The following is a 25122-nucleotide window of genomic DNA, read 5'->3' on the forward strand; positions in this document are numbered from 1 at the left end:
AGCATCATGACATAGCTCTAATAAAAGTCGAAAAGCGCCCGCAATGCCACTATTCACCTCGTCAAACCCCCAGCCTTATGCTGCAGGGGACGCCGATGAACGGCACAATAGACGCTTCACGCGCCCCGACGAGGACACCCGATGATTTGCGACCAGATTTTGATTCAACAACACGGCGATGAAAATCAGCTGCAACTGACGCAGCGCGAGCTGGCCGCACCGGGCCAGGGAGAAGTACTACTGCGGCAAACCGCCATCGGGGTGAACTTCATTGATACCTATCATCGCTCGGGCCTGTATCCGCTACCGCTGCCCAGTGGGCTGGGGCTGGAAGCCTGCGGCATCGTCGAGGCGGTCGGGCCGGGGGTCGAAACTCTGCAAGCCGGTGATCGGGTTGCGTATGCGGGGGGCACACCCGGCGCGTATGCGACGCACCGTATTATGCCAGAAGCCAAACTGGTCAACGTGCCTAGGGATATACCTGATGAGCTGGTCGCCGGCACGCTACTGCGCGGCATGACGGCGCAGTATTTGCTGAAACAAACCTACCCGGTCAGCGCAGGCCAGACCATCTTGGTGCACGCGGCCGCGGGCGGTGTGGGGCAGATTTTGTGCCAGTGGGCGCAGGGGCTGGGCGTGCGGGTCTTGGGTACCGTGGGTGGCGCCGCCAAAGCCGAATTGGCGCAGGGCTGGTGCGATGCAGTGCTGGATTACACCCAGCCCGATTGGGTAGCCGCTGTACGCGAGCTCACTGCCGGCGCGGGCGTGCCGGTGGTGTATGACGGCGTGGGGGCGGCGACTTTCCTGCCTTCACTCGATTGCCTAGCCCCGCGCGGCCTCCTGGCCAGCTTTGGCAATGCCTCGGGCGCGGTCGAGAGTTTTAATCTGGGCCTGCTGGCGCAAAAAGGCTCGCTCTTTGTCACCCGCCCCACGCTTGGCCACTACACCGCCAGCCGGGCGGCACTTGTGGCCTGCGCGGATGATTATTTCCAGGCCCTGCTCAGCGGTCTGGTGCAGCCCACCGTCGGCCAGCGTTATGCCTTGGCTGACGCCGCCCAAGCGCACCGTGATTTGGCCGCCCGCCGCACCACCGGCGGCACGGTGTTATTGCCATGACCACCCTGATTTATCTGCACGGCTTTTTATCCAGCCCGCTGTCGGAAAAAGCCCAACAAACGCAGGCCTGGATGCAAGCACAGGGCTTGGCAGAGCAGTATCTGTGCCCACAGCTGCCGATGAATCCACAGCAGGCCATCGCCCAATTGCGCGAGCTATTGGCGCCGCTGGCCGGGGATTTTTGCCTGATTGGCAGCTCGCTGGGCGGTTTTTTTGCCACCTGGGCCATCGAGGAGTACGGCGGCCGGGCGGTGCTGATCAACCCCGCGGTGCAGCCCTATACACTGATCGAGCAGTATCTGGGGCCACAGCAAAATTACCAGACCGGCGAAATTCACATTATTGACGCCTCGTTTGCATTAGAATTACGCCATTACGAAAGAAGGCCCAGCCAAGCGCAGCGCTACTGGCTCTTGAGCCAAACCGGCGATGAGGTATTGGACTATCGGCACGCGGTGGACTATTACCAAGGATGCCGCCAAACCATCCTGCCAGGTGGCGATCACGGCTTTATCGGCTATGCCGACTGGCTGCCCGCAATCTGGGCCTTTGCCAACGGCACGGCAGCAGCACAAGGGAATACAGAAGAATGACAACGCCACAAACCGGCATTCTGCCACCGGCTTCCAGCAATGGATTATTTATGCTGTTTCACCGCCGCTTGGGTCGGCGCGTGGATCAGGCGTGTAAGCAACTCGTGGCCAGCTGGCCATCCCGCGTGGCGGAGCTGGCGCAAGCCAACCCCGATGCCGAGCTCTACGCCACGCTCGGCATCGGCCCGGAAGTATGGCCCGAATTTTTTGGCGCCAACAGCAAACCTGCCCAATTACGCGCCTTTCCCCGCATTGCCGGCGCGATTCATCCGGCCCCGATTACCCAGTGTGATTTGATGCTGCATCTGCGCGCCGAGCGCTACGATGTGCTGTTTGAGCTGGCCGACCAATTTACCCAGGCGCTGGGCGAGTGGTTTGATGCCATTGAAACGGTGCAGGGCTTTCGTTATCGCGATCGCCGCGACCTTACCGGCTTTGTGGATGGCACCGAAAACCCGGCCGATGACGAGCGAGCCGCCGTGGCGCTGGTGGGCAGTGAAGACGCGCAGTGGGCCGGCGGCAGCTATTTGCATATCCAGCGCTATGTGCACCGGATGGAAAGCTGGAACAAACTGCCGGTCAAACAGCAAGAAGCCATCATCGGCCGCACCAAAGACAGCGATGAAGAGCTACCCGATGAAGATCGCCCCCTCACCGCGCACATTAGCCGGGTGGTGATCGAGGAAAATGGCGAAGAGCTGCAGATTCTGCGGCAAAGCCTCCCCTACGGCTCGCCCAGTGGCGATAAGGGGCTGTACTTCACCTCGTATTGCAAAACCCCGGCGGTGTTCGAGCAAATGCTGACCCGCATGGTGGCGCCCACCGACGATGGCCGAGTCGATCATTTGCTGAATTTCAGCCGGGCCGTGACCGGCGCCGCTTTTTTTGCCCCCAGCATTGAAAAGCTGCGCAGTCTGGCTGAATAAAGGCAGACGAAAACAAAAAAGCGCGGTGTAGACCGCGCTTCAGGCTGCTGCCACAGTGCAAGTGCAATATTCTTTAAGTCTCGGCAAAGCCGAGCCTGAGGAAATAAGGCTTTGAATCTGCAGCCTTGATGTTCTATTCCCACCCCTCCCGTCCCCTCCTTGAGGGGAGCCTCGCTTCGCGAGTGGGGTTTGTCATCTGGTCTTGCCTAATTCCTTCAATTCGCAGGCAAAGATTAGCTTGCGAATAGCCGCTCGGCATACAGCGCTTCTGGGAAAACATGCCGCCACCACAAGCCTTCCACATAGAAACCTTCGTTGCGCTCGCAGCGCGCGGCCACCGCATTAAAAAATGGGCTGGTTGGTGAAGTTTGCCGCGATAAGCTGGCCGGCAGGCAAAACAATGGTTTGTCGTTCAGCTCGCCCGCCAGCTGAGCTGCCAACTCGGGGCGATTGGCTTTGATCATCAGCGGCACATCGCCGCGTAGTTTTTGCTCGGCCCCGCTGAGCTGGTTTTTGAACGCCAACGCGCCCTTCTGATCCAGCTCGAACATACTTTGCGGCAAAATGCCGCGGGCGACAAATTCTTCATTCAACGCCGGCTTGTGATCACCAAACACCACCAGCACCAGCGGGCGTTGCCGCTGCTTAGCCAGTTTGAATAGGGCAGCCTCGAAGTTTTCCAGATCGCGCACCGCGGCCGCCAGCCGGGTTTGATACTGGCCAATGCCGCTGTCGTTATTGGGGATAAACGGGCCATGGGTCGATACCGTCACCAGAAACATAAACTGTTTTTGCTCGGGGGCGGCGCTGCGATAGTTTTGCAGCGCGACGTCATACATCGATTTATCCAGCGGCCAACCGGCTTTGCGATCCCAGTACATGCGATCAATAAAGCGGCTTTGCTGAAAGCCAAATTTTGGATACACCTCGGCGCGCTTGTAAAAACTGCCGTGATAATTGTGCATCCCGGTGGTGAGGTAGCCGGCGCTATCAAGCTCACTGGCCAGCGTGGCGCTTTGCTCGCTGTAACGCGAGGAGAAATTCTGAAAATCGATCCCCGGCAAGGAAAGTGATGAAAGCCCGGTCAGCGCCTCATATTCGGCATCGGCCGTGCCGCCACCATACACCGGGCTGATCGCGCGGGCATGCACAAAACCGCGCCGGGTGAGCTGCTGCAGCGCGGTGGGGAGTTTGTCATCCCGGCTGGTGTAACACGACTCGCACATCACCACCACCAAATCCGGGTTGGCCGGCTGCGCGAGCGGGGGTAGCTGCACACTGTAAAAATCATGCTGGCCGGGCTTGGGCACATGCATGCTTTCTGCGCTTAACACCAGATGCGCCAGAATGCCGTTTTGTTTCACATTTTCGCGAAAGTTATAAAAAACATAGCGGGTATCTAGCGTTTTACCAAGCCAGCGCTGCGTTTCCAGCGCATACCTACCCGACGTATCGAACTGACAACCCACAATGCCACACAGCACCAGCCCAGGTAGTAAACGGCGCTTACGAAAACTCGGTCGATACCACAGCCCTAAGCTCACCGCCGCCACGAGGCCGACGGCAAAACCGATGATGTCCCAATCGATATAGGCAGTGAGTGCCAGCCCTTGGCCCACCTCGAGGAGATCGCGCCCGAGCAAAGGCTCGCCAGTGGCCTTGGTTTTGACATAGCTCACATTCCACAGCAGGCCTTCGAGGCTCAGCGCCGCCCAAGCGGCGCACCAGCGATTGAGGAAAATCGCAAAAAAGAAAAACAGCAGCGCGGAAAACCCCAGTCGCGGCACATCCCACTGGCGATCAATAAAATACCGCCCTGCCAGCAGCAGCACGCACACGGCGGCCAACAGCAGGGCCGATTTAAGCCAGGGATGAGAAATAGCAGGCCACTTCAAACGCAAAACCATCACACCATATAAACAAGAATGCCCGGCACCAGCCAGGCATGAGGTCTGTGTCAGCGCAGCACACAGACTAAATACACAGAAATTTTCAGCCATTGATTCAGGCACTTGCCAGCCAGCGGTGCGAATCCGCGCCCGCTCTTGGCGATGCCTAGCAGAATATTATGACCGAATTACGCGCCCCTCGCAGTGAGACATTTACACTACAGACCAACGGTTAGGCCCGGCGCGGCGGGCGAAAACGCAATGCCTCAGGATAGGGGAAAAAGTCTTCGATTTGCCCGGCTTTGATCCGCGCCTTACAGCCTTGCCAGAACTGCGGCGTCAGCAAATCGGCGTGGTAACGCTCAAAAGCGGCGCGCACATCGGCGCGAGTGAGCAGGAAATTGCCAAATTCCTCGGGGTATACCTCGTTTTTATTGCCGCTAAACCAGGTATCACCACTGAGCTCAAATTCGGGCGAGGGCGGCGGCGGAATCCGGCGAAAATCGCAGTCGGTCATGTATTCGATTTCGTCGTAATCGTAAAACACCACCCGGCCGGCGTGCGTGACCCCAAAGTTTTTAAACAACATATCGCCGGGGAAAATATTGGCAATCGCCAGCTCGCGCAGCGCATTGCCATAATCGCGAATCACCGCCTCCACCGCCGCGCCTTCGCGATGCTGGATATATAAATTCAGCGGTTTCATCCGGCATTCGATAAATAAATGCCGGATCACCACTTCATCGCCCTCTTCCTCAATCGCGGTCGGCGCCAGCTCGCGCAGCTCGGCCAGTACCTCGGGGGCGAAGCGCGCTTTGGGCAGCGCGACATTCGAAAACTCGAGCGAATCGGCCATCCGCCCCACCCGATCATGCTGCTTCACCAGTAAATACTTCGCCCGCACCGTGGCGTGATCCACTTCTTTCGGTGGGGCAAACACGTCTTTAATCACCTTAAACACATAGGGAAACGACGGCAGCGTAAACACGCTCATCACCATGCCCTTGGTACCCGGCGCAAACACAAATTGATCGCTGGAGTGGCGCAAATGATGAAATAGCTCGCGGTAAAACATGGTTTTGCCCTGCTTCCCCAGCCCCAGCATCATATACAGCTCAGCGCGTGGCTTATTGGGCAGCATGTCATGCAAAAACTGCACATACGCCGATGGCGCAGCCATATCGACCAGAAAATACGCCCGCGAAAGCGAAAACAGATGGCGGATTTGTTCACCACGAAATAGCGCGGCATCTACATACAGATGGCCATCCTCGCGCCGACAAATCGGCAGCGCGAATGGGATTTTTTTGCGGCCATAATTGGCCTGCCCCAGTAAATAGGCCGCCTTATTGCGATAAAACGGCGAAGCCAGCACCTGAATATAGCTATTGAATTTGGCCTTGGGCGCTTTGCCCAGATGGCGCCGCAGCGCACACATGATTTGCCGCACATCCCGCTCAAGATGCGCAAAGGGCAGGCGAAAGCCGAAATCCGCCAAAATGGCCCGAATAGTGGCAGCTAGGCCCGCTTCATTCGGGTAGTAAGTGCGAAACGCGGGGCCATCGGCCTCGATGTATTCGGTAGAGACCGCCGGACGGTAAAAGATAAAATCGTTGTGAAAATAAGTGCGATGCAAGATGCGGCAGCACACCGAGTTAAAAAACGTCTCGGCCAACTCCATTTGCTGGTGGTTGACTAGTAAGCCGATATATTGCTGCTTCACCCGCTGCCACACACTATCGGGCAAGGATTCAGCATTAAAACTCTGTTTGAGCTGCTGCACACACTCTTGCACCCGCAAATCGTAAAAAGCAATCCGCTCACGCACGAGGGTTTGCTGGGCATGAATATCGCCAGCCTCAAAATGTGCCTGCGCCGCACGGCTGGCTTCGCGAAAGACCCGATAGTGGTGATCAAAGCCAGCCAGAATCGCCCGCGCAATCGCATGGCCCAGCTCCAGTTCATCGGCAAATTCAGCAGGGGCGTTCATCAGCGTAGCTCCACAGTTTGGTCTCTCGCTTCAGTGTAGGTAAGCCCGGCCAAAATGCTGCAAAGCAATAGCAAAATTGCCAGCGGTTTTTGCCGGCCGCGCCTTGCTTTCTGCCCGGCCAACGCCCACGATGAAAGCAGTCTGCTCTGGAGAAACACATGCAGCGCACCTTCAACCTTGCCGGGCTAATCATTGGCCTGACCGTGCTCAGCCTCGTTTTGCTGCTGTGGCAACAACTGGGCATGAATAAAGTCTTGCTGATCGATGTGCGCACGCCATTTCCCGTCAGCGTAGCGGATGATCGCATCAATGGCGGCCTCTCTCAGGCACAGCTGATCCGCACTCCCGATGCCCTGCGCCTCGATTGCGAGCTTGCGGATAAATATGAATGGCCATTTTGCGAGCTCGGCATCACGCTAGGCAAAGTACCCCATGGCTTAGACCTCACCAATTACGATAGCGTGCGGCTGAAATTCAGCTACAAAGGCCCGGGCAAACATCGGGTGCGCTTCTTTTTACGTAACTACAACCCCGACTACAGCAACCCGCAAGAAAGCACCACCTGGAAGCTCAACGAAATCCAGTTCATCGTGCCCGATGGGATTGAACAGACCGTACCGCTGAAAAACTTCAATGTCGCCTCATGGTGGCTGGCCGACCGCAATATCCCGCTTGAGCATTTCGGTGTGGATTTACGCAATGTGCCCTTGCTGATTATCTCTACCGGGGGCGAGCGCGAAGCTGGCCATCATCAGATTGATGTGCACCAGATTGTGTTTGAAGGCAAATGGGTTAGCCTTGAACACATGCTGATTTTTATCCTTTCGCTGTGGGGGCTGATGGCGCTGGGGGTGAGTATTAATCTGCTCTATAAACTGCACCTGCGCCTGAATGTCATTCGCCAGGAAGCGTCGCAGCTGGTCATGGCCAATGAGTCACTGCAGGCCGAGAAAAAACGCATTGCCGATCAGGCCAAGATCGACCCACTGACCCAAGTGCGCAATCGCTCTGGCATCCGCAACGACATTGCCCGCGAAATGGCCAATGCCACTGATTTCTCGCCACTGGCGATGATTATTTGCGATATCGATCATTTCAAAGCGGTGAACGACACCTATGGCCACGGGGTGGGCGATGAGGTGCTGGTGAAATTTGCCCGCCTGCTCAGCACCCATGTGCGACATGGCGACTATGTGGTGCGCTGGGGCGGCGAGGAATTCGTGCTGTTTCTGCCTAACGCCCGACTCGAGCACGCCCAGCAAATCGCCGAAAACCTGCGCCAAACCGTGGAAGAAACCCGCTGGCCCAAGGCTATCGCCCTCACGGCCAGTTTTGGGGTAACGGTGATTGGCGAAGATGGTTTTGCCCGCGCATTGGAGCGAGCCGATGCCGCGCTGTATCGCGCCAAACAAGGTGGGCGCAATCGGGTGGAAACCGGCGAACACAGCCAAAGCGCCGACTGAGCGGCGGCGGTTTTCCCCCCAAGCCGGTGGCAAAGCCCTACAATATGCCCCGTGTTGAATAACCACCAACCCTGAGCATTATTTATGTTACGTATTACCGAACTCAAACTGCCGCTGGATCACAGCGACAGCGAATTACGCGCGGCCGCCTGTCAGCGCCTGGGCATTCAGGAACAAGATCTACTGGATCTGCTGGTCTTCAAGCGCAGCTACGATGCGCGCAAGGGCCAGATGATGCTGACCTATATCCTGGATCTCACCTTGCCCGCCGCGCTGCTGGCCAAGCTCTTGCAGCAAAACGCCAATGACCCGCATATTCTGCCCACGCCTGATACCAGCTATCACTTTGTTGGCCAAGCCCCGGTACAGTTGCCACATCGCCCGATCGTGATCGGCTTTGGCCCCTGCGGGATTTTTGCTGCCCTGTTGCTAGCGCAAATGGGCTTTAAGCCGATTGTGCTGGAGCGCGGCAAGAAAGTACGCGAGCGCACCCAAGACACCTGGGGCCTGTGGCGCAAAAATCAGCTCAACCCCGAATCGAATGTTCAATTTGGTGAAGGCGGCGCGGGCACATTCTCCGATGGCAAGCTGTATAGCCAGATCAAAGACCCGCGCCATCTGGGCCGCAAAGTGCTCACCGAATTTGTGAAAGCCGGCGCGCCCGAAGAAATCCTGTACGTGGCCAAGCCGCATATCGGTACTTTCAAGCTGGTGGGCATGGTCGAAAAAATGCGCGCCGAGATCGAAGCGCTGGGCGGCGAAATTCGTTTTCAGCACCGCGTAACCGATCTCTTGCTCGAGCCAATGGCCAATGGCCAGCAGCAATTGCGCGGGGTACGGGTCGAAGCTACCCATGCCGATGGCAGCAAACATCACGAAGAATTGCGCAGCGAGCACGTGGTGATGGCGCTGGGGCATAGCGCCCGCGACACCTTCAGCATGCTACATGAGCGGCAAGTGTTTATGGAAGCCAAGCCATTTTCGGTAGGTTTCCGGATCGAACACCCACAATCGCTGATCGACAAAGCCCGCTGGGGCAAATATGCCGGTCACCCGATTCTGGGCGCCGCCGATTACAAACTCGTACACCACGCCAGCAATGGCCGCGCGGTGTATAGCTTCTGTATGTGTCCGGGCGGCACCGTGGTAGCCGCCACCAGTGAAGAAGGGCGCGTGGTGACCAATGGCATGAGTCAGTATTCGCGCAATGAGCGCAATGCCAATTCGGGCCTGGTGGTGAGTATCAATCCGGAAGACTATCCGGGCGGCGCGCTGGCCGGCATTGAATTTCAGCGCCAGCTGGAAAGCCACGCTTATGTGCTGGGTGGCAGCAATTACAACGCGCCGGCGCAATTGGTCGGTGACTTTATTGCCGGGCGCGCGTCCAGCAGCGTCGGCAGTGTCGAACCCTCGTACAAGCCAGGCGTCAACTGGACCGATCTGGCCACCAGCTTGCCTCGCTTTGCCATCGAAGCGGTGCGCGAAGCGCTGCCCGCCTTCGGCAAGAAAATCCACGGCTACGATATGCACGATGCAGTGCTCACCGGCGTAGAAACCCGCACTTCATCACCGCTGCGCATTACTCGCGGCGACGATCTGCAATCGCTGAATGTACGTGGCCTGTATCCGGGCGGAGAAGGCGCAGGCTATGCCGGCGGGATTTTATCCGCCGGGGTCGATGGCATTAAAGTGGCCGAAGCCGTAGCGCTCGACATGCTGCGCTAAGGGGTATCAGGCTGAAGGCCTTTTATTTAATAGCCTACATGGCAATACGGCGGCGGGTATATCCCGCCGTTTTTTATGCGCACATAAATCCAAAAGTTGGCAATTTTCACTCTTTGTAATACTAAGTGGAACTTTTGCACAAACTACGTAGTAATGTTACTTTTTGGCATGACGTTGTGATTTTGCCGGCGTAATCTGCATTCAGGCAATGCAGCAAGACAATTTAATTTCCAATTAAGTTTAATTACGTCACAGGTGAATCAAATGTCAATTCAACACACAATCAGCTGTCGCATTACCACCCTCGCCGTAGCCAGCGCTATTGCTTTTAGCTCAATGACTGCAGGTGCCGCCAATAATGAATTTCAATACCTCACCAATAATGGCATCCAGAATAGCCATAATGCCTTAGAAGGCCGGGGTTATCAGCAAGTGCATAGCGAAATCAACAATAATCAAAATCAAGTCGTATGGTGGAATAGCCAGCAAAAAGATTGTGTGGTCACCAATGAACGCTTTGGCAAAACCACTTCTGTTTATGATATATCTAAAAGCGATTGCGACCCTTATATTCGCAAAGAATCCGGCATGAGCCCGATGGTAGGTTTATTGGCCGGTGCGGCCGCCATTGCTGGGATTGCGGCCATTGCCAATCACAATAAACATAAACAAGAAGCGCGCGATAATGAAGCCCGGAATAATGAAGATTACGAACAAGGCTATCAGGATGGGCTTGAACGCTATCACCGTTATGGCAGCCATTCAGATGCCTACAATAATGGCTACGAAACCGCCCGCCGTGAACGCGAAGAACGCGCCTCATCACGCTACAGCAATAACTACAATAATTACCACAACGATTACAACCATCACTTTGGCGCCCCGCATGAATCGCGCTATGTCAAAGTGGCCGATTTGTACAATCTGCGCGCCTCAGCCGGGGAGCAAGAATTGATCAATCGCGGTTTTCACGCGATTGATGGCGCCAAAGGCTGGCGCAGCAGCAGTGTGCTGTGGGTGAATGAAGATGCACAAGAGTGCGTGAGCGTCACCACCAAAGATGGCCGTTTCCAAATGCCGGCGATCGTCGCCATGAGTCAGTGTGCTTGAACACAATCGGCTGGTAGCTGGGCGTTAAATTGTCATCTATTTGACCTAGCATTAATCGCGGCATTAAATTGCAAAGCTCGTCAGGTTTGCCGCAAAACGCCCAGCTGCAGCACCTTCAAACGCCATCGGAGCGAGTGATGATGACCCATCGCCATACCGCCTTCCCCCTGCGCCAGTTGAGCCTAGCACTCACCGTGCTGGCTACGCTGGGGATGCAGGGTTGTAGTAGCGTTCCCCCGCAGCAGGCCATGGGCCCCGCGACTATTGATAACAACTTCGGCCTGCCGGTCGGCTTCTCGACCCAGAAAATGGATCTGACCGCCGACCCGCGTGTGGATTTTGCCCGCTATGCCGGCGGCGGCTTCCTGGCCGCGGCGCAGATTCCCGGTGACTTACCGCGCATTTCCAGCTTTGATGTCCTTGCGCGGCGTACCGACCGGCAATTACAAGCGCTCATCGAGCAAGCTAGCCAAGTGAGTGCACAAGCCAGCAAGGGCAGCGTACTGCAACAAGTGGGGGATTTTTACGCCTCCGGCATGAATGAAGCCCAGTTGCGCAAAAACGGCAATGCGCCGCTGCAGCCGTATTTCCAGCGCATCAATCAGGCCACCGCGGGGGCTGATTTTGCCCGCATGCTGGCCGAATTCACTATCACGCTGAATGATTCATTCATGTTTGCCACGCAGGTGGCCGGTGATACGGCCGATCGCCAGCGCAATGCGATCTACTTTGCCGACGGCGGGCTGTTGCTCAGCCGTGATAATTATCTCAAGCCCGACAATGCCGCGATCCGCAGCGCGTATCTGAATTACATTCGTGACAATCTGCAGCTGGCTGGCATCAGCGCCACCGAGGCGCAGCAGCAAGCCGAGCAGATTTTAGCCATCGAGCGTCAGATCGCGGCAAAAAAACTCACCCCAGTGCAAAAGCGCGATCCGAACCTGCGCTATAGCAAAATGCCGTATCGCCAATTGCAGGCCGAACTATCCAATTTTGATCTGGACGCATTTTTCCACACTTTGGGTTTACCCACCGATCAAGACGTGATTGTGGTTGAGCTGCAGGCGCTGCGCGAACGCAATGCTATTTTGCAGCAATATCCACAAGCCACCATTCAGGCCTACCTGCGCTGGGAATTCCTGCGCCATACCAGCGCCTTCCTTGATCCGGCTTTTGATCAGCCACGGCAAGCCTTTAGCGATGCGCTGTATGGCCCTAGCGTTGCGCCAAGCCGCGCCGAGCGCATAGCCCGCTTACTACCCGCCCAACTGGGGCATCCGCTGTCGAAGCTATATGTCGATCGTTATTTCCCGGCGGCCAATCAGCGCGCAGTTGAAGAAATCACCACGCTGATCAAGCAGGAATACCGCCAACAGCTGGTAAATAATGATTGGCTCAGCACGCAAACCCGGCAAAACGCGCTGGATAAATTCGACCAGATCACGCTGAAAGTGGGCTACCCCAGCCAGTGGATCGATTACAGCTCAGTCGAAATTCGCCGGGATGATTTCTTTGGCAATGTGTTGCGCATCAATCGCTTCCAAGCGTTACGCAATCTGCGCCAGTTCAATCAGCCGGTGACACAAGATGAATTTGCGATGCCTGGGCAAACACTGCCTATCGACATCAATGCCGCTTATGACTCGTCGCGCAACGGCATCGAAATCCCGGCCGCCTTCCTGCAAGCGCCGCTATACGATGCCAAAGCCGATCCGGCGGTGAATTTCTGCGGTATGGGCGCGGTGATTGGCCATGAGCTCACTCACGGCTTTGACGCCACCGGCCGCAATTATGATGGCGGCGGCAATGTACGCAACTGGTGGAGCACGCAAGACGTGCAAAACTTCGTGAGCCGAACAGGCAAGCTCGTGCAGCAAGCCAATCGGTATTCGGCCGGCCCTGGCTTGCAGATCAATGGGGAGCTAGCGGTGGGTGAAAACCTCGCCGATGCCGGCGGGCTGGCGCTGGGCTACCGTGCACTGCAAACCTATCTGCGCGCGCACCCAGAGCAAAACCGCAGCATTGATGGCTTTACGCAGAGCCAGCGCTGCTTCCTTGCCTGGGGGCAACTCTGGGCATCCAAAGCCAAACCGGAATGGCTGAAACAAGCACTGGCAACCGATCCGCACCCACCGGGCAACTATCGTAGCTACGCCCCAGCCCAGCATCTGGATGCCTTCTATCAGGCTTTTAACATTCAGCCCGGCGACCCGATGTGGCTCAACGAAGCTGACCGCGCCAAGGTCTGGTAAACCCCGCTTTCAGGCCAGCACCTGCGGCTGGCCACTTTTTGCAGCACCACGACTTCAATGACAAGGAAAAAACCATGAAAACACTACTTCTCGCTAGCGCCGCTATCTTGTGTGCCGGTATCGCCCACGCCGAAATTCCAACCATGAACTACAGCTGCCCGACCGGCATTGAGTTGCATGTCGACCAGGGTGGCTATGCCTACCTGAATGGCAAAAAAGCCAAGCTAAAAGTGACCAGCAAAGATTTCTTCACCGTCAGCGGGAATGGCGTATCGGTGGATGTGATGACCAACCCGGACGGCACCCGCACCGTGAGCTACACCGGCAAGCATGGCGCCAATGGTATGTGTTCGGAAGCTAATTTCAGCGCCGCAGCCGCCGCCACCCCAGCACCGAAAAAAGCCGGCCCCATGCCGAAAAATATGCCTGCCTATTGCAAAGGCGAAGCCGCTGGCCAGTTTAATACCAAACCGATGTATATCCAGGTGGGCAAACCTTTTGCCACCGCCACCGGCTATGCGATTAAAGGCACTGGCGATTTAGGCAACGAAGGCAAAAAACCATTCCAGTGCAATTTTGATCAGAACGGCAAGCTACAAAATTTTCAATCACTGGTGAATGAAGGCAGTCTATAAGAGCGTATTGCCTGCCAAGGCAAACAACCAAAGTCCTACAAAGCAATACAGCGGCGGGTATAGCCCGCCGCTGTATTTTAAAGCGCTGGTAAATGCTTATTGTACGGCAGCGACTTTCTGCTCAGAGCTTGGGGCACTGGCAGCTGGTGCATTGGCTTTTAGCTTGGCGCGTTGCCATGCAGCCAAGAGCTCGGTGTTGATTTTATCTGCATGCTGCCGTAGCTGACGCTGCGCCATGGCCGGTACTTTTTCCGCATCGGCCAACACCCCAGCCCAGGTCATATAAGTTTCTTCGTTGGCGGGCTGAAACGTCACCAGCTCCTGCCCCAACACAACCCGCGCGGGATTGCCTACCTGCACGCTGTATTTGGTGATCACAATCGGTTTAAACGAATCAGTGGTACCAACTGCGCCATACCCAGTCACGGATTCCAGCTCAACCCGCGCCTGCTTATCAGCCAAGGCAGCCGGCGCCGCCACGCCTGATGCGGTGCTGGCGCGTGCAAGCAGTTTTACTTGTGCGCCGGTTTCCTGAGCGATCTTGGCTCCGATGTATTCAGCCTGCACGCGGTTTACATCCCAGTCGGCCGCTTTGCCTTTAATGGTTTTATCCAGCGCCTCGGTGCGCTCGAGATTTTTCGACGCGACACCGGCTTCCACCGCCTGATCAATGGCCACCGCGGCTAACAAACCCAATGGCCCCAATAAGCCGCCCAAATTACCCAAGCCAGTGGCCCCGCGGCCCGTATATTTGGTGACCAAGGCATAATTGGTGGGCGTATAGCTGATCACCACTTCATTAAATGGCTCAATGCTGGGTTCTACTTTGGCAGTCGGCTTGGTGGATGTGCTCGCACAACCCACGAGCGTGATAGCGAGGGCGGCGGCAGTCAACAGTTTGCAGTTCATAGCAGGTACATCTTTCCCAATAGATTATTCGTAAGCAAAATGAAATTTTACAGAAGCAATACATTAGCACAATCTAATATTCAAAAGGGATAAAACCGCCGAATTGCTGACAAGGCACGACACTCTTATCGCATGGAGTAAACGCGCTCATCGTCGCAGCGGAGCCAAACGAAAACAGAAGAGATTGCAGAGTACAGAGAGGGCGCAGCACACTAACGGAGCCGCCAAGAGAAGCCAGTGCAGGCTGGCGATCGACAACAAAAAAGCCGCTTCGCAGCGGCTTGTTTGTGAGTGGCAGGGGAAGAAGGATTCGAACCTTCGCATGCCGGAATCAAAATCCGGTGCCTTAACCAACTTGGCGACTCCCCTACACAGGCTGCGCAGTATATATAGCCTAATTCAGCTTGGCAAGCCTTTTTTGAAAATATTTTTGCCCGGCGGTTTAGGCCGCGCGATAACGGGTGGGGTCGGCCACGCCGGCGGCGGCAAAACCGGCGGCGCGCAGGCGGCAGGCATCACACAGGCCGCACGCTTCGCCAGCCTCGTTGGCTTGGTAGCAGGTGGTGGTGAGGCTGTAATCCACGCCCAGTTTCAGCCCTTCGCTAATGATCTGCGCCTTGGTCAAGCGAATGAGCGGCGTGTGGATGTGCAGCGCCGAGCCCTCTACGCCCACCTTGGTGGCCAAGCGCGCCATGGCCTGAAAGGCCGAAATGTATTCGGGGCGGCAATCAGGGTAGCCGGAATAATCCACGGCATTCACGCCTATGTAGATGTCATCGGCTTTCAGCACTTCGGCCCAGGCCAGTGCAAATGACAGCAGCACGGTATTGCGCGCCGGCACGTAGGTCACCGGGATTTCGTCTTCCTGCACGCCACTGGTGGGCACCGCGATATTGCCATCGGTGAGCGCCGAGCCACCAAAGGCCGCCAGATCAATTTTCACCACGCGGTGCTCAATTGCCCCGAGGCTGGCGGCCACGCGCTTGGCGGCGGCCAGCTCGGCGTTATGCCGCTGGCCGTAATCAAATGACAGGGCATAGCAGTCAAAACCGGCGGCTTTGGCCATGGCCAGACAAGTGGCCGAATCTAGGCCACCCGATAATAAAATAATCGCTTTTTTGTTCATGTTTGGCTCCTTAGCATGGGTATAGTTGGCAAAGCTAATTAATAAAATGCTTAGCGGGCTATACCCCCGGTTTTTCACCCCAAAGGATTTTATGTAACTGCACTTGCACGCGCACCGGCAGCTTGTCGGCGATCACCCATTCGGCCAGCTCCACCGGCTTGAGGCTTTCCCATACTGGCGAGAAAATCACCGGGGCTTTGTGATGCAGGGATTGGGTCAGCACCAGCTCGCGCGCCCATTCGTAATCACTACGATCCACCAGCACGAATTTAATTTCATCGTGCTCGTTCACGGCCTCCAGATTGGCCCACAGCATATTCGGCAGCTCGCCGGATTTGGGGGTTTTGACATCCAGAATGCGCGATACGCGCGGATCCACGCAATCAATCGGCTGGCCGCCGCCGGTTTCGGTGCTGACGCTATAGCCGGCATCGCACAGGCGCTTAAACAGCAGATGCACCGGCTTTTGCGCCAGTGGCTCGCCACCGGTCACACAGACAGTAGGACAGCCATAGCTTTCCACCTGCGCCATGATGTCATCCAGACTCATGGTTTTGCCACCGGTGAAGGCATAGGCGCTATCGCAGTAGGTGCAGCGCATCGGACAGCCGGTGAGGCGAATAAACACGGTGGGCAGGCCCATCCGGCTGGTTTCACCCTGCAGTGAGTGAAAAATCTCGGTAATACGCAAACTTTCGCGCATAAACACTTTATCCTTTCCAGAAAAACAGTCTGGGGGAAGCAAACAAAAAAGGCATTGAACGAGACAATGCCGCAGGCTGGCCGGCAGGCGAATCCCACCCCAGTATGCTCGGCATTTTATACCTGTAAGCGAACAAGATACAGGCAGGATTACCCTAGCCGGCGCCAGGCAGACGACTGTCGGCTGGGCGGCGCTGTATGGATTTTTACACTGGTATGCGCCCGGCATTCGGCGTCTAATAGAGAACCACTCTCATTTTCTCTGCCGCACCACGGGATAGCCCCACTGGCTCTCACCTCCCCAGCCGCGGCAGCATAAACGTATGACCACAACGACCCCACCGCACAGCCGCTTTGCCGGCTGGATTTTATTGCTGGCCGCGCTCACCGCGCTGGGCCCGCTATCGATTGATATGTATTTGCCGGGCTTGCCCGCCATCGGCCATGAGCTGCACGCCGGCGATGGCACGGTGCAGCTGACGCTCGCGAGCTATTTTATTGGCCTGGCTATCGGGCAGATTTTGTATGGGCCGCTGTCCGATCATTACGGCCGCAAACCGCCGCTGTTACTCGGCCTCGGCGTCTATCTGCTTGCTTCGCTGGGCTGCGCGCTGGCCAGCAGTATCGAAGCCTTGGTGGCACTGCGCTTTTTGCAGGCGCTGGGCGGCTGCGCCGGGATGGTGATTGCGCGCGCCGTGGTGCGTGATCGCTGCGACCCACGCAGTGCGGCGCAGGTGTATTCCTCATTGGTTTTGGTGATGGGGATCGCCCCGATTCTGGCACCGCTGCTGGGTAGTTGGGTAGTCACCACCCTGAGCTGGCGGGCGATTTTTGGCTTGCTGGCAGGCTTTGCGCTGCTGTGCCTGCTGGCCATGCATTACCTGCTGCCAGAAACCCGCCCCGCCGTACAAGGGCAGCGGCTCGCACTGGGCGATACTTTGCGCGCCTATCGCGGCTTGCTGCGAGATCGGCATTTTATGGGCTACGCGCTCACCGGCGGGCTGGCAGTCGCCGGCTTGTTTGCCTACATTACCGGCTCGCCGATTGTCATGATGAAGGTGTATGGCTTGAGCCCCACGCATTACAGCCTGACCTTCGGCAGCATCGCCGCCTGCTACATTCTGGCCAGCCAACTGAATGCCCGTGCGCTGAAAACCAGCTCGATTGATCAGCTATTGCACCGCGCGAGCTTAGCCTTAGGGTTGGCCAGCGGCACCTTGCTGGTGGCCAGCCTGATTACCCACCCACCGTTCTGGCTGGTAGTGGGCTGTATTTATCTGTATCTGCTGGCGCTAGGCTTTGCTGCCCCCAATGCCACGGCCGGCGCGCTGGCTCAGCATGGCCAGCAAGCGGGCCTGGCCTCGGCGCTGATGGGCACGCTGCAGTTTGGCATTGCCACGCTAGCCGGCGTACTGATGGGGGTATGGCACGATGGCAGCAGCCTGCCCTTGGCGAGTACTTTGGCGGTATGCGGCATCGGCGCGCTGCTGGCTTATCGGCTGGTGGCCATCAAATTACAGCCTTAAATGCGAATTGGGGGTATTGCTCTCAAGTCAAATAATATCAATACTTGTACGGCAATACCCATCAAGAAACTAACGACTCAGTTGCCGCTGTTGCTGAACTCGACGCCACAGCAGCAGCAAACCCATCGCCCCCAGCACCGCGGCCAGCAGTTGCAACACGCCGCCGTGCAAGCCCAGTAATGCGAGCAAGCCACTGGCCAACCAGCTACCGGCAAGCCCCACCAAACAGGTGGCCAACCAGCCGCCCGGATCGCGCCCTGGCAGCAACCACTTCGCCACAGCGCCAATCAGCAAACCTATCAATGCGGCAAAAAATACCCCCATGACACTTCCCATTACGATTGCTGTTTCCATGATGCACTCCTTCGATTCGAGCAATTAACAACGAAAACTACCTTTCACTGGTGAATAACCACCAGGTCACCAGCCCCGCCACCAGCAGCACGGCCAGCTGTAATAGCGGCAAAATCACCAAAACAATGGGTCCCTGCGGATCTGGATTGAGATACACCACATCCAGCAGCACAATCGGCCCTTGCACGGCGGCAAGGCTTGCTGCGACTTGCCACGCGCCCCGCCCCTTTGCGCCAATGAAACGCACGCCGGCCAGCATCAGCAAATACGGCCAGCCCAACCAGCACCACCACCCCAGAGGATAAGGGCCCAGCTGCGCGAGCAAATATCCAGCCGCACCACCGGTGGCAAGAAGCCAGACACCGCAGCCATACCGGGCTGCCCAACTCTCATCCGGGCTGATCAAAGTCCGCATCTGAGCCTCCTTCGTCGCCACCGGCATTACAGGCAGGCACTGTTATCCACCACATTGACATCGCTATACCGCCCCTGCCGGGTAGTCACTTGCACACATTCGCGGGCCGCACCGTTCCACCACGTGGTGTAACTGCGATGCCAGCCTTTTTCGCCATCCACATTGTGAAAACCACGCGATTGCAACTCGGATTCACCATAGGAAGCCCGGATGCCTTGCAAATCTTCAACATCCACAAAGTACCGATGCTGTTGCTCATCCATGTCGTCATGTTGATGCTTATGCCGCTGATGATTAATCAAGGCCGCAACGCCGACCGCCGCAGCAACGCCCAATCCGAGGGCAACGGCATTGCTTTTCGAGCCGCCGCCATCGGCGTATTTTTCGCAATCCGCACGTGGGGTATTGCGCAGCGATTGATAGGTGTAGCCGGTTTGATAGGCGGTGATGCAATCCTGCGTACTGGCATTCCACCAGGTATCCCATTTGTCATCGCCCGAAGTTTCGGTATGCACTTGGCTATAACCCGCCTGCACTAATTGATCGGCCACTTTGCGATTATCTCGCCCAGCCAGATAGCTAAAATCACGCGCTTGGGCCTGAGCCAGCAGGAATGGATTGGCGAGCAACGCCACCAACACGCTACTAGCAATCGAGGAGTAGGTTTTCATTTTGATCTCCTTGCTTGAGAACATAGAACTAGCAATGGGTGTGGCAACTTAGCGCGATTCGCCCACGGTCAATAAGGCTTTCATTTCGGTAGCAATCAGCTCGGCCAATGGGCCCAACACAATTTGGATGTGCTGCTGATCGAGCTTGATCACGCCAGCGGCGCCCAAGGCTTTCAGCGGGGCTTCATCAATCTGGGCAGAGTCATTAACGGTGAGGCGCAGCCGGGTAATGCAGGCATCAATTTGCTGCAGATTCGTAGCCCCACCCACCACGTCCAGATAAGCCATTGCCAGCGCGGTTTTGTCATTACTGGCTGGCGCGCTGGGCACCACTTCTTCGGCTTCCCGCCCCGGGGTTTGCAAGTTAAAGCGCACAATGGCCCAGCGGAAAGTGGCAAAATACAGCCCAAAAAACACCAGCCCCTGCAGCAGCAACATATACCAGCCCGTGGCGAGCGGATTCTGGCTCGACAACAAGAGATCAACGAAACCCGCGCTAAAACCAAACCCCGCCATCCAGTGCATGCTGGCCGCGATATACAGGGAAAGCCCTGTCAGCACAGCGTGCAACACATACAACGGCGGCGCGGCAAACATAAAGGCGAATTCCAGCGGCTCGGTAATTCCAGTAAAAATCGATGACAACGCCGCAGTGGCCATGAGCGCCCCGACTTTGGCACGGTTTTCCGGTTTTGCACTCTGGTAAATCGCCAGTGCAGCGCCGGGCAGGCCAAACATCATGATGGGAAAAAAGCCCGCCTGATACATGCCGGTAACCCCTGGAATAGCGCGGCCTTCGGCAATGGCCCGTGCCCCGCCCAAGAAGTTGGGAATATCGTTAATCCCGGCCACGTCAAACCAGAACACCGGATAAAACGCGTGGTGCAAGCCGATGGGAATCAGCAAGCGATTGATCAGGCCAAATAAGCCCGCCCCCACTGCGCCGAGGCTACTGATCTGCTTACCGGCACTGATCAAACCTGCAAACAGCCATGGCCAGATCACCAGTAGCGGCAGGGCGAGCACTAACATGGCCAGCGACACCAGGATGGGTACTAGACGTTTGCCAGAGAAAAAGGCCAAACCCGCTGGCAACTCGGTTTGAGCAAAGCGGTTATACAAGGTTGCCGCAATGACCCCACACAAGATCCCAATGAATTGATTATTGATTTTGCCAAAGGCCGGCGAGACTTGCGCCAGCGGCTGCCCCTGGATCAGGGCCACGGCATGCGGGCTGAGCAAGGTAGTTAGCACCAGAAAACCCACGACCCCGGCCATCGCGGCTGCGCCGTCTTTGTCCTTGGACAGACCATAGGCCACACCAGCGGCAAACAGAATGCTCATATTATCGATAATGGCACTACCTGCCCCGCCCAGCGTGCTGGCAAACGGATGGTCACCCCCACTGGCCGACTGTAGCCAGTAGCCAATCCCCATCAGGATGGCCGCAGCGGGCAGAGTGGCCACGGGCAACATCAACGCCCGCCCGATTCTTTGCATATATCCAATGATATTCATGATGAACTCCTCAAGCGCTTAAGGCAGATGGCTTGACTTAGCCTTCTGCCGAATTTGGTCTTAGCGCCGACACAAGGTACTGAGATTGCGACCCGATGCCGGATTCATCGGTGTGCCATTGATGCGATTCACGATGTGAACGGTATCGGGCTGATCGGTGAAGTAATACGCGCCTACGCCTTCAATCCAGCGGGCGTCGTTGTTGCGGCAATCCACTTCATAAGTACCGATGGTAATAAAGCGCTTGCCATTGAAGTCACGGGTCACCGCCCAATCTTCAACCACCACGCCGTTGTCCCGTAGATCAACCAGCCGGACAAACTCTTTGTCACTGATTTGGCGCATATCCCGCTCGATACTGCGGGTATTGAAGGTTTGCCCCGGGTAATACTGCATCGCGCTAGCGCCGAATGAAGCTAGACCCAAAACGGCGGCTAAAAGTAGCTGTTTCATGCTGAATTCTCCTGTGTTGTGAATTGACAGAGACATAATATTCCGATCGAAAATTCACTTCAATACACAAACGAATTGTTTTGCATGTAAAAATTGCACAACCACCACGTTGCAGGTAATAAAAAGCCAGCGCTTTGGCTGGCTGATCTGGCTATTTACATCAAAAACTTAACTCAAGGTGCCGCCCCGCCAGACCACGAGGCCCAGCACCAGCAAACTGGCCTGCGCCGGCAGCTGCACAGCAAAGTAGCGGCTGTGGTCGGGATTATCCGGCTGCAGCGTAATGTAATCAGGGCTCAGCCCGATCCGCCGAATCATCACCGCCCCATCCATCGCCACCGCAAAAATCTGTCCAGCACAGAGTTCGGTCCGCGCGCGGTCGATGAGCACCCAGTCGCCTTTTTGAATCGTGGGCGCCATCGACTGATGGGGCGCCACTGCCGCGATCAAAGTAGCCGGATCAGCAGCCAACTGACGGGCTAGCACCGCTGAAAACCCCAGCCCCTGCGCCGCAAAGTGCGGCTGTGTATCCACAAAACCCTCAATGACCGGGATCGCCACCAGCGCTTCTACCGCCGCTTCGGCCACCACCCGGGCACTTGGGCCGGCCTCGAACTCGCTCACACTAAGCCCCAGCGCATCAATCAGCTTGCGCAAGGTTGCCGCCCGTGGCGAGGCAGTATCGCCAGACAAAATACGGTGCACTGTTGGCTGCGGCACACCGGCCCGCTCACCCAGTTGACCCTGGCTCAGCCCAAAATGTCGCATCCATTGTCGTAATGCTTCAGAATTATTCATTTTCGTATAATCGATGTATTTTCAAACATATTAATACATTTTTCACGCTACAGGATAACAACCTGCCGTTTATGCCACGTGCCCCCCCTATCCCGCGCCACCTCTAGATCATCCCCATGCTCAGTGCCCACACCCAAACATCGCCCATAAAAAAGATCGCCCGCAGGCGATCTTTTTGCTGGCAGCGGCTTGCCCATCGGCACGCCAATGCTTAGTTCGGCGCCGCCAATGCCTTTTTGGCCTTGGCTGCCGCTTCCGACTGTGGATAACGCTCGATGATATTGATCAGGTAGCTGCGCGAGCCCTTTTTATCGCCGGTTTGCGCGGCGACCGAGGCAAGGCCCAATAGCGCGTCGGGGGCTTTGGCGTCGTCTGGCGCGTTTTCGACCACGTTTTTAAACGCAATCGCGGCGGATTTATAGTCTTTGTTAAAAGCGTAATTCATGCCCATCCAATACTGGGCGGCCGGCATTTTGTCGCTATTGGGAAAGTCGGCCACAAATTTGGCCCAGGCGGCGCCCGCTTCTTTGAACTTCTTGCCTTGTACCAGCGCTACGGCCGCGTCAAAGCTTTCTTGCTCGGTGGCTTTAACTTCGGCTTTGGCCTCGGCCTTGGCTTGCTCCAGCGTACGCAGGCGGGCATCCAGATCGACATACAGGTCTTTCTGGCGTTTTACCGCTTCTTCGAGGCTGAATTGCAGGTTTTCGTTCGCCCCACGCAGCTGGGCGATTTCGTCTTTTTGCTGATCCAGCTGGCGCACCAGATCAAGTACGCGCTTATTGCTGGCTTCGAGCTGCTCCAGCCGCTGCTGGTTTTCCTGCTGCAGTCGGGTCACATTATTGGATAAATCGTTGATCTGCTGACGAGCCACATTATCGTCAAACAGACCAGCCTGAGCCTGCAGCGACAAGCCCGCCAGAATCAGGGCCATCAGGCTACGTTTCAGCATTTGCATGATTCAAATCCTTCAGACAATAAACACAAACCCCGCCAGGCGGGGTTTGTTTGGTGCAATACGCCCCAGCACAAACATTAGGCAAGAGCGTAGGGCAGGCGGTCAACTCAGGGCAAGCCCCTTATTTGCTTTGTTCGCCGTTATACACAATTTCCGCGCGGCGGTTACGTTCCCACGCTTCTTCGGTATCGCCATTTTCCAGCGGACGCTCTTTACCAAAGCTCACCGCTTCGATCTGGTCGGCATTCACACCCAAGGCGCTCAGCATTTTAGCCACGGCTTCGGCCCGTTTCTGACCCAGCGCCAGATTGTATTCGGCAGTACCGCGATTGTCGGTGTGGCCTTGCAGAATGATCTTGTAATCACGGTTCTGCACCAGGAATTTAGCGTGAGCCTGCACCATTTCGTCGAAGTCTTTCTTCACGGTGTATGAATCGTAATCGAAGTACACGCGACGTTGTGACAGCACATTGTTCGGATCAGTCAGGCGTGGATCCAGTTTCACCCCGGTGGTGCCGGTGGTATCCACGGTTTTGATCTCGCTACCGGTGTTAGCGCTTGGCGCTGGGGTGGCGGCGGTGTTTGGCGTCGTCACAGGAGCAGGGGTAGTTGAACACGCTGCCAGCAGGGCAGTCATCAATACACTCAGGGCAATCTTTTGCATCGCACTATTCCTCATTATTGAAAAGACAAAACACACTCGAACCACTTACCGCAGCATTGGCCCCCAGGCAGGCTGGCGCACTTCACCGCCCTGCGCTTTTAGCCGCTGTTTCACCCGGCCATCGGCCGAAACAATCGCCAGCTGGCCACGACGACCCACATCGGTTTCGTACAGAATCATCTGGCTATTGGGCGCAAAAGATGGCGAATCATCGGCATTGGTATCGGTCAACACCATGCTCTGGCGGCTGGCCAGATCCATAATCGCCACCCGATAGCCATTGCTGCGGGTGATATAAGTCATCGAACGACCATCCGGCGACAACTTGGCGCTGGCATTGTAGGGGCCTGAATTGGTCAGCCGTACTACATCACCACCGCTGACTGACATCCGGTAAATCTGCGGGCTACCACCGCGGTCCGAGGTAAAGATGATGTTCCGACCATCAGGGGTAAAAGAAGGTTCCGTATTAATTTCACCGGTCTGGGTCAGGCGGCGCGGATTGCTGCCATCAACGTTCACCAGATAAATCTGGCTGCCGTAATCTTTGGTCAGCACTACGGCCAGCTGGCGGCCATCTGGCGACCAGCCCGGCGCGGAGTTAGAGCCTTTGAAGTTAGCCGCTTGCCAGCGTTTGCCTGTCGCCAGCTCATGCACATACACCACCGGCTTTTCGTTCTCGAACGAGACATAGGCCAGTTTGCTGCCATCTGGCGACCATTTGGGCGACATAATCGGCTGGCGCGAGGCCAACACGGTTTGCGCGCCATAGCCATCCGAATCGGCCACTTGCAGCTGATGACGGCCCGGGGTTTTCAGCACATAGGCGATCCGCGAGGCAAAGCTGCCGTTTTTACCGGTGAGCTTGGCGTAGATCATGTCGGCGATCTGATGCGCCAGCCGGCGGGTTTGCGCAGGATTACCGCGTTTTTCAAACGCGATCAGCTCTTGCTTGGTGGCCAAATCTACCAGCCAGAAACGCACCACCACTTGCCCAGCATCGGGCACGATCTGCCCCACCAGCGCGGTTTGCGCGCCCTTGGCCTGCAACGCAGCATAGTTGATCTCGCCCGAGCTATATGGCAGTGGCGCTACATCGCCGGCACCAATCACCTTGAATAAACCGCTATTGGTCAGATCAGAGCCCACCACCGGGGTGATTGGCTGCTGCATGCCAATTTCGTTTTTAAAGGGCACGATGGCGATCGGGTATTGCTGGCTGCCAGAGGTAACAATTTCGAGCTGAATGTCTGCTTTAGCCGTGGCACTGACTAACATTAATGCAGTCATAACCCTGCAAATTAGCTTCACGAATTTCATCGTTCGTCCTTA

At 56.4% G+C, this 25122-nt stretch carries 23 protein-coding genes and 1 tRNA gene; 9 read left to right on the plus strand and 15 right to left on the minus strand.

Annotated features, from left to right (window positions below; all coding sequences use genetic code 11):
- Positions 1-141 precede the first annotated feature (141 nt).
- From QV747_RS04835 to QV747_RS04845, 3 genes are read left to right on the plus strand one after another with little or no spacing between them, the layout of a single operon-like run.
- Positions 142-1116: a quinone oxidoreductase gene (locus QV747_RS04835; RefSeq protein ID WP_273429363.1), complete on the plus strand. Its 975-nt coding sequence runs from the start codon at positions 142-144 to the stop codon at positions 1114-1116.
- Positions 1113-1709 (plus strand): YqiA/YcfP family alpha/beta fold hydrolase, encoded by a 597-nt coding sequence (locus tag QV747_RS04840; RefSeq protein WP_273429362.1) that lies wholly within the window; start codon positions 1113-1115, stop codon positions 1707-1709. The genes QV747_RS04835 and QV747_RS04840 overlap by 4 nt, the downstream gene beginning before the upstream one ends.
- Positions 1706-2635: a Dyp-type peroxidase gene (locus QV747_RS04845; protein WP_028450579.1), complete on the plus strand. Its 930-nt coding sequence runs from the start codon at positions 1706-1708 to the stop codon at positions 2633-2635. The genes QV747_RS04840 and QV747_RS04845 overlap by 4 nt, the downstream gene beginning before the upstream one ends.
- Before the next feature lie 233 nt (positions 2636-2868).
- On the opposite strand, the gene QV747_RS04850 is transcribed toward QV747_RS04845, so the two are convergent.
- Both QV747_RS04850 and aceK read right to left on the minus strand, forming a co-directional pair.
- Positions 2869-4530, minus strand: a complete 1662-nt coding sequence (locus tag QV747_RS04850) for an LTA synthase family protein (RefSeq protein WP_273429360.1) — start codon at positions 4528-4530, stop codon at positions 2869-2871.
- A 226-nt stretch (positions 4531-4756) separates the two neighbouring features.
- Positions 4757-6514 (minus strand): bifunctional isocitrate dehydrogenase kinase/phosphatase, encoded by a 1758-nt coding sequence (aceK, locus tag QV747_RS04855; RefSeq protein ID WP_273429359.1) that lies wholly within the window; start codon positions 6512-6514, stop codon positions 4757-4759.
- Positions 6515-6672: 158 nt separating this feature from the next.
- On the opposite strand from aceK, the gene QV747_RS04860 reads away from it, so the two are divergent.
- The 5 genes from QV747_RS04860 to QV747_RS04880 all read left to right on the plus strand — a co-directional run bounded on the left by QV747_RS04860 (position 6673) and on the right by QV747_RS04880 (position 13699).
- Positions 6673-7977, plus strand: a complete 1305-nt coding sequence (locus QV747_RS04860) for a GGDEF domain-containing protein (protein WP_273429357.1) — start codon at positions 6673-6675, stop codon at positions 7975-7977.
- Between the two features lie 84 nt (positions 7978-8061).
- Positions 8062-9702, plus strand: coding sequence for an NAD(P)/FAD-dependent oxidoreductase (locus tag QV747_RS04865; protein ID WP_273429355.1), 1641 nt, complete (start codon positions 8062-8064; stop codon positions 9700-9702).
- 264 nt (positions 9703-9966) lie between these two features.
- Entirely contained in the window at positions 9967-10812 is an 846-nt protein-coding gene (locus QV747_RS04870) for a hypothetical protein (RefSeq protein ID WP_273429354.1), read from the plus strand.
- A 137-nt stretch (positions 10813-10949) separates the two neighbouring features.
- The gene (locus QV747_RS04875; protein ID WP_273429352.1) at positions 10950-13064 is read left to right on the plus strand and encodes a M13 family metallopeptidase; all 2115 of its coding nucleotides are present in this window, start codon (positions 10950-10952) and stop codon (positions 13062-13064) included.
- Positions 13065-13138: 74 nt separating this feature from the next.
- Positions 13139-13699, plus strand: a complete 561-nt coding sequence (locus tag QV747_RS04880; protein WP_273429350.1) for a hypothetical protein — start codon at positions 13139-13141, stop codon at positions 13697-13699.
- 96 nt (positions 13700-13795) lie between these two features.
- Here QV747_RS04880 and QV747_RS04885 read toward each other — a convergent pair whose 3' ends face one another.
- The 4 genes from QV747_RS04885 to queE all read right to left on the minus strand — a co-directional run bounded on the left by QV747_RS04885 (position 13796) and on the right by queE (position 16437).
- The gene (locus QV747_RS04885) at positions 13796-14608 is read right to left on the minus strand and encodes a hypothetical protein (protein ID WP_273429348.1); all 813 of its coding nucleotides are present in this window, start codon (positions 14606-14608) and stop codon (positions 13796-13798) included.
- Positions 14609-14900: 292 nt separating this feature from the next.
- Positions 14901-14977 (minus strand) — tRNA-Gln (locus QV747_RS04890).
- A gap of 73 nt (positions 14978-15050) precedes the next feature.
- Entirely contained in the window at positions 15051-15734 is a 684-nt protein-coding gene (queC, locus tag QV747_RS04895) for a 7-cyano-7-deazaguanine synthase QueC (protein ID WP_273429346.1), read from the minus strand.
- 58 nt (positions 15735-15792) lie between these two features.
- Positions 15793-16437 (minus strand): 7-carboxy-7-deazaguanine synthase QueE, encoded by a 645-nt coding sequence (gene queE, locus QV747_RS04900; protein WP_273429344.1) that lies wholly within the window; start codon positions 16435-16437, stop codon positions 15793-15795.
- A 322-nt stretch (positions 16438-16759) separates the two neighbouring features.
- On the opposite strand from queE, the gene QV747_RS04905 reads away from it, so the two are divergent.
- Positions 16760-17962: a Bcr/CflA family multidrug efflux MFS transporter gene (locus tag QV747_RS04905; RefSeq protein ID WP_273429342.1), complete on the plus strand. Its 1203-nt coding sequence runs from the start codon at positions 16760-16762 to the stop codon at positions 17960-17962.
- Between the two features lie 69 nt (positions 17963-18031).
- On the opposite strand, the gene QV747_RS04910 is transcribed toward QV747_RS04905, so the two are convergent.
- The 9 genes from QV747_RS04910 to tolB form a co-directional block, all read right to left on the minus strand.
- Positions 18032-18316 (minus strand): GlsB/YeaQ/YmgE family stress response membrane protein, encoded by a 285-nt coding sequence (locus QV747_RS04910; protein ID WP_273429340.1) that lies wholly within the window; start codon positions 18314-18316, stop codon positions 18032-18034.
- A 37-nt stretch (positions 18317-18353) separates the two neighbouring features.
- Positions 18354-18731, minus strand: a complete 378-nt coding sequence (locus QV747_RS04915; RefSeq protein WP_273429338.1) for a hypothetical protein — start codon at positions 18729-18731, stop codon at positions 18354-18356.
- 26 nt (positions 18732-18757) lie between these two features.
- On the minus strand, positions 18758-19402 hold the full coding sequence (locus QV747_RS04920; protein ID WP_273429336.1) for a hypothetical protein: 645 nt from the start codon (positions 19400-19402) through the stop codon (positions 18758-18760).
- A 48-nt stretch (positions 19403-19450) separates the two neighbouring features.
- Positions 19451-20920, minus strand: coding sequence for an N-acetylglucosamine-specific PTS transporter subunit IIBC (gene nagE / locus QV747_RS04925; RefSeq protein ID WP_273429335.1), 1470 nt, complete (start codon positions 20918-20920; stop codon positions 19451-19453).
- A 60-nt stretch (positions 20921-20980) separates the two neighbouring features.
- Complete coding sequence (locus tag QV747_RS04930; protein WP_028450593.1) at positions 20981-21373, minus strand: hypothetical protein; 393 nt, start codon at positions 21371-21373, stop codon at positions 20981-20983.
- A gap of 168 nt (positions 21374-21541) precedes the next feature.
- Positions 21542-22171 (minus strand): XRE family transcriptional regulator, encoded by a 630-nt coding sequence (locus QV747_RS04935; protein ID WP_273429333.1) that lies wholly within the window; start codon positions 22169-22171, stop codon positions 21542-21544.
- Positions 22172-22382: 211 nt separating this feature from the next.
- Positions 22383-23126, minus strand: a complete 744-nt coding sequence (ybgF, locus tag QV747_RS04940; RefSeq protein ID WP_273429331.1) for a tol-pal system protein YbgF — start codon at positions 23124-23126, stop codon at positions 22383-22385.
- Positions 23127-23247: 121 nt separating this feature from the next.
- A complete protein-coding gene (gene pal, locus QV747_RS04945; RefSeq protein ID WP_028450596.1) occupies positions 23248-23790 on the minus strand; it encodes a peptidoglycan-associated lipoprotein Pal in 543 nt (180 codons plus the stop codon).
- A gap of 45 nt (positions 23791-23835) precedes the next feature.
- Positions 23836-25080, minus strand: coding sequence for a Tol-Pal system beta propeller repeat protein TolB (tolB, locus tag QV747_RS04950; protein ID WP_273429329.1), 1245 nt, complete (start codon positions 25078-25080; stop codon positions 23836-23838).
- Between the last annotated feature and the right edge of the window lie 42 nt (positions 25081-25122).

The organism is uncultured Chitinibacter sp., assembly GCF_945957625.1.
In the GTDB taxonomy this organism is placed as follows: domain Bacteria; phylum Pseudomonadota; class Gammaproteobacteria; order Burkholderiales; family Chitinibacteraceae; genus Chitinibacter; species Chitinibacter tainanensis.

Bases quoted from the DNA above. Each gene is read 5' to 3' on its own strand.
- tolB (WP_273429329.1), bottom strand. From the start codon at position 25,080: ATGACTGCATTAATGTTAGTCAGTGCCACGGCTAAAGCAGACATTCAG.
- queE (WP_273429344.1), bottom strand. From the start codon at position 16,437: ATGCGCGAAAGTTTGCGTATTACCGAGATTTTTCACTCACTGCAGGGT.
- QV747_RS04875 (WP_273429352.1), top strand. From the start codon at position 10,950: ATGATGACCCATCGCCATACCGCCTTCCCCCTGCGCCAGTTGAGCCTA.
- ybgF (WP_273429331.1), bottom strand. From the start codon at position 23,126: ATGCAAATGCTGAAACGTAGCCTGATGGCCCTGATTCTGGCGGGCTTG.
- QV747_RS04840 (WP_273429362.1), top strand. From the start codon at position 1,113: ATGACCACCCTGATTTATCTGCACGGCTTTTTATCCAGCCCGCTGTCG.
- QV747_RS04915 (WP_273429338.1), bottom strand. From the start codon at position 18,731: ATGCGGACTTTGATCAGCCCGGATGAGAGTTGGGCAGCCCGGTATGGC.
- QV747_RS04880 (WP_273429350.1), top strand. From the start codon at position 13,139: ATGAAAACACTACTTCTCGCTAGCGCCGCTATCTTGTGTGCCGGTATC.
- QV747_RS04935 (WP_273429333.1), bottom strand. From the start codon at position 22,171: ATGAATAATTCTGAAGCATTACGACAATGGATGCGACATTTTGGGCTG.
- QV747_RS04860 (WP_273429357.1), top strand. From the start codon at position 6,673: ATGCAGCGCACCTTCAACCTTGCCGGGCTAATCATTGGCCTGACCGTG.
- QV747_RS04835 (WP_273429363.1), top strand. From the start codon at position 142: ATGATTTGCGACCAGATTTTGATTCAACAACACGGCGATGAAAATCAG.
- QV747_RS04845 (WP_028450579.1), top strand. From the start codon at position 1,706: ATGACAACGCCACAAACCGGCATTCTGCCACCGGCTTCCAGCAATGGA.
- QV747_RS04905 (WP_273429342.1), top strand. From the start codon at position 16,760: ATGACCACAACGACCCCACCGCACAGCCGCTTTGCCGGCTGGATTTTA.
- QV747_RS04865 (WP_273429355.1), top strand. From the start codon at position 8,062: ATGTTACGTATTACCGAACTCAAACTGCCGCTGGATCACAGCGACAGC.
- nagE (WP_273429335.1), bottom strand. From the start codon at position 20,920: ATGAATATCATTGGATATATGCAAAGAATCGGGCGGGCGTTGATGTTG.
- QV747_RS04930 (WP_028450593.1), bottom strand. From the start codon at position 21,373: ATGAAACAGCTACTTTTAGCCGCCGTTTTGGGTCTAGCTTCATTCGGC.
- QV747_RS04885 (WP_273429348.1), bottom strand. From the start codon at position 14,608: ATGAACTGCAAACTGTTGACTGCCGCCGCCCTCGCTATCACGCTCGTG.
- QV747_RS04870 (WP_273429354.1), top strand. From the start codon at position 9,967: ATGTCAATTCAACACACAATCAGCTGTCGCATTACCACCCTCGCCGTA.
- aceK (WP_273429359.1), bottom strand. From the start codon at position 6,514: ATGAACGCCCCTGCTGAATTTGCCGATGAACTGGAGCTGGGCCATGCG.
- pal (WP_028450596.1), bottom strand. From the start codon at position 23,790: ATGCAAAAGATTGCCCTGAGTGTATTGATGACTGCCCTGCTGGCAGCG.
- QV747_RS04920 (WP_273429336.1), bottom strand. From the start codon at position 19,402: ATGAAAACCTACTCCTCGATTGCTAGTAGCGTGTTGGTGGCGTTGCTC.
- QV747_RS04910 (WP_273429340.1), bottom strand. From the start codon at position 18,316: ATGGAAACAGCAATCGTAATGGGAAGTGTCATGGGGGTATTTTTTGCC.
- queC (WP_273429346.1), bottom strand. From the start codon at position 15,734: ATGAACAAAAAAGCGATTATTTTATTATCGGGTGGCCTAGATTCGGCC.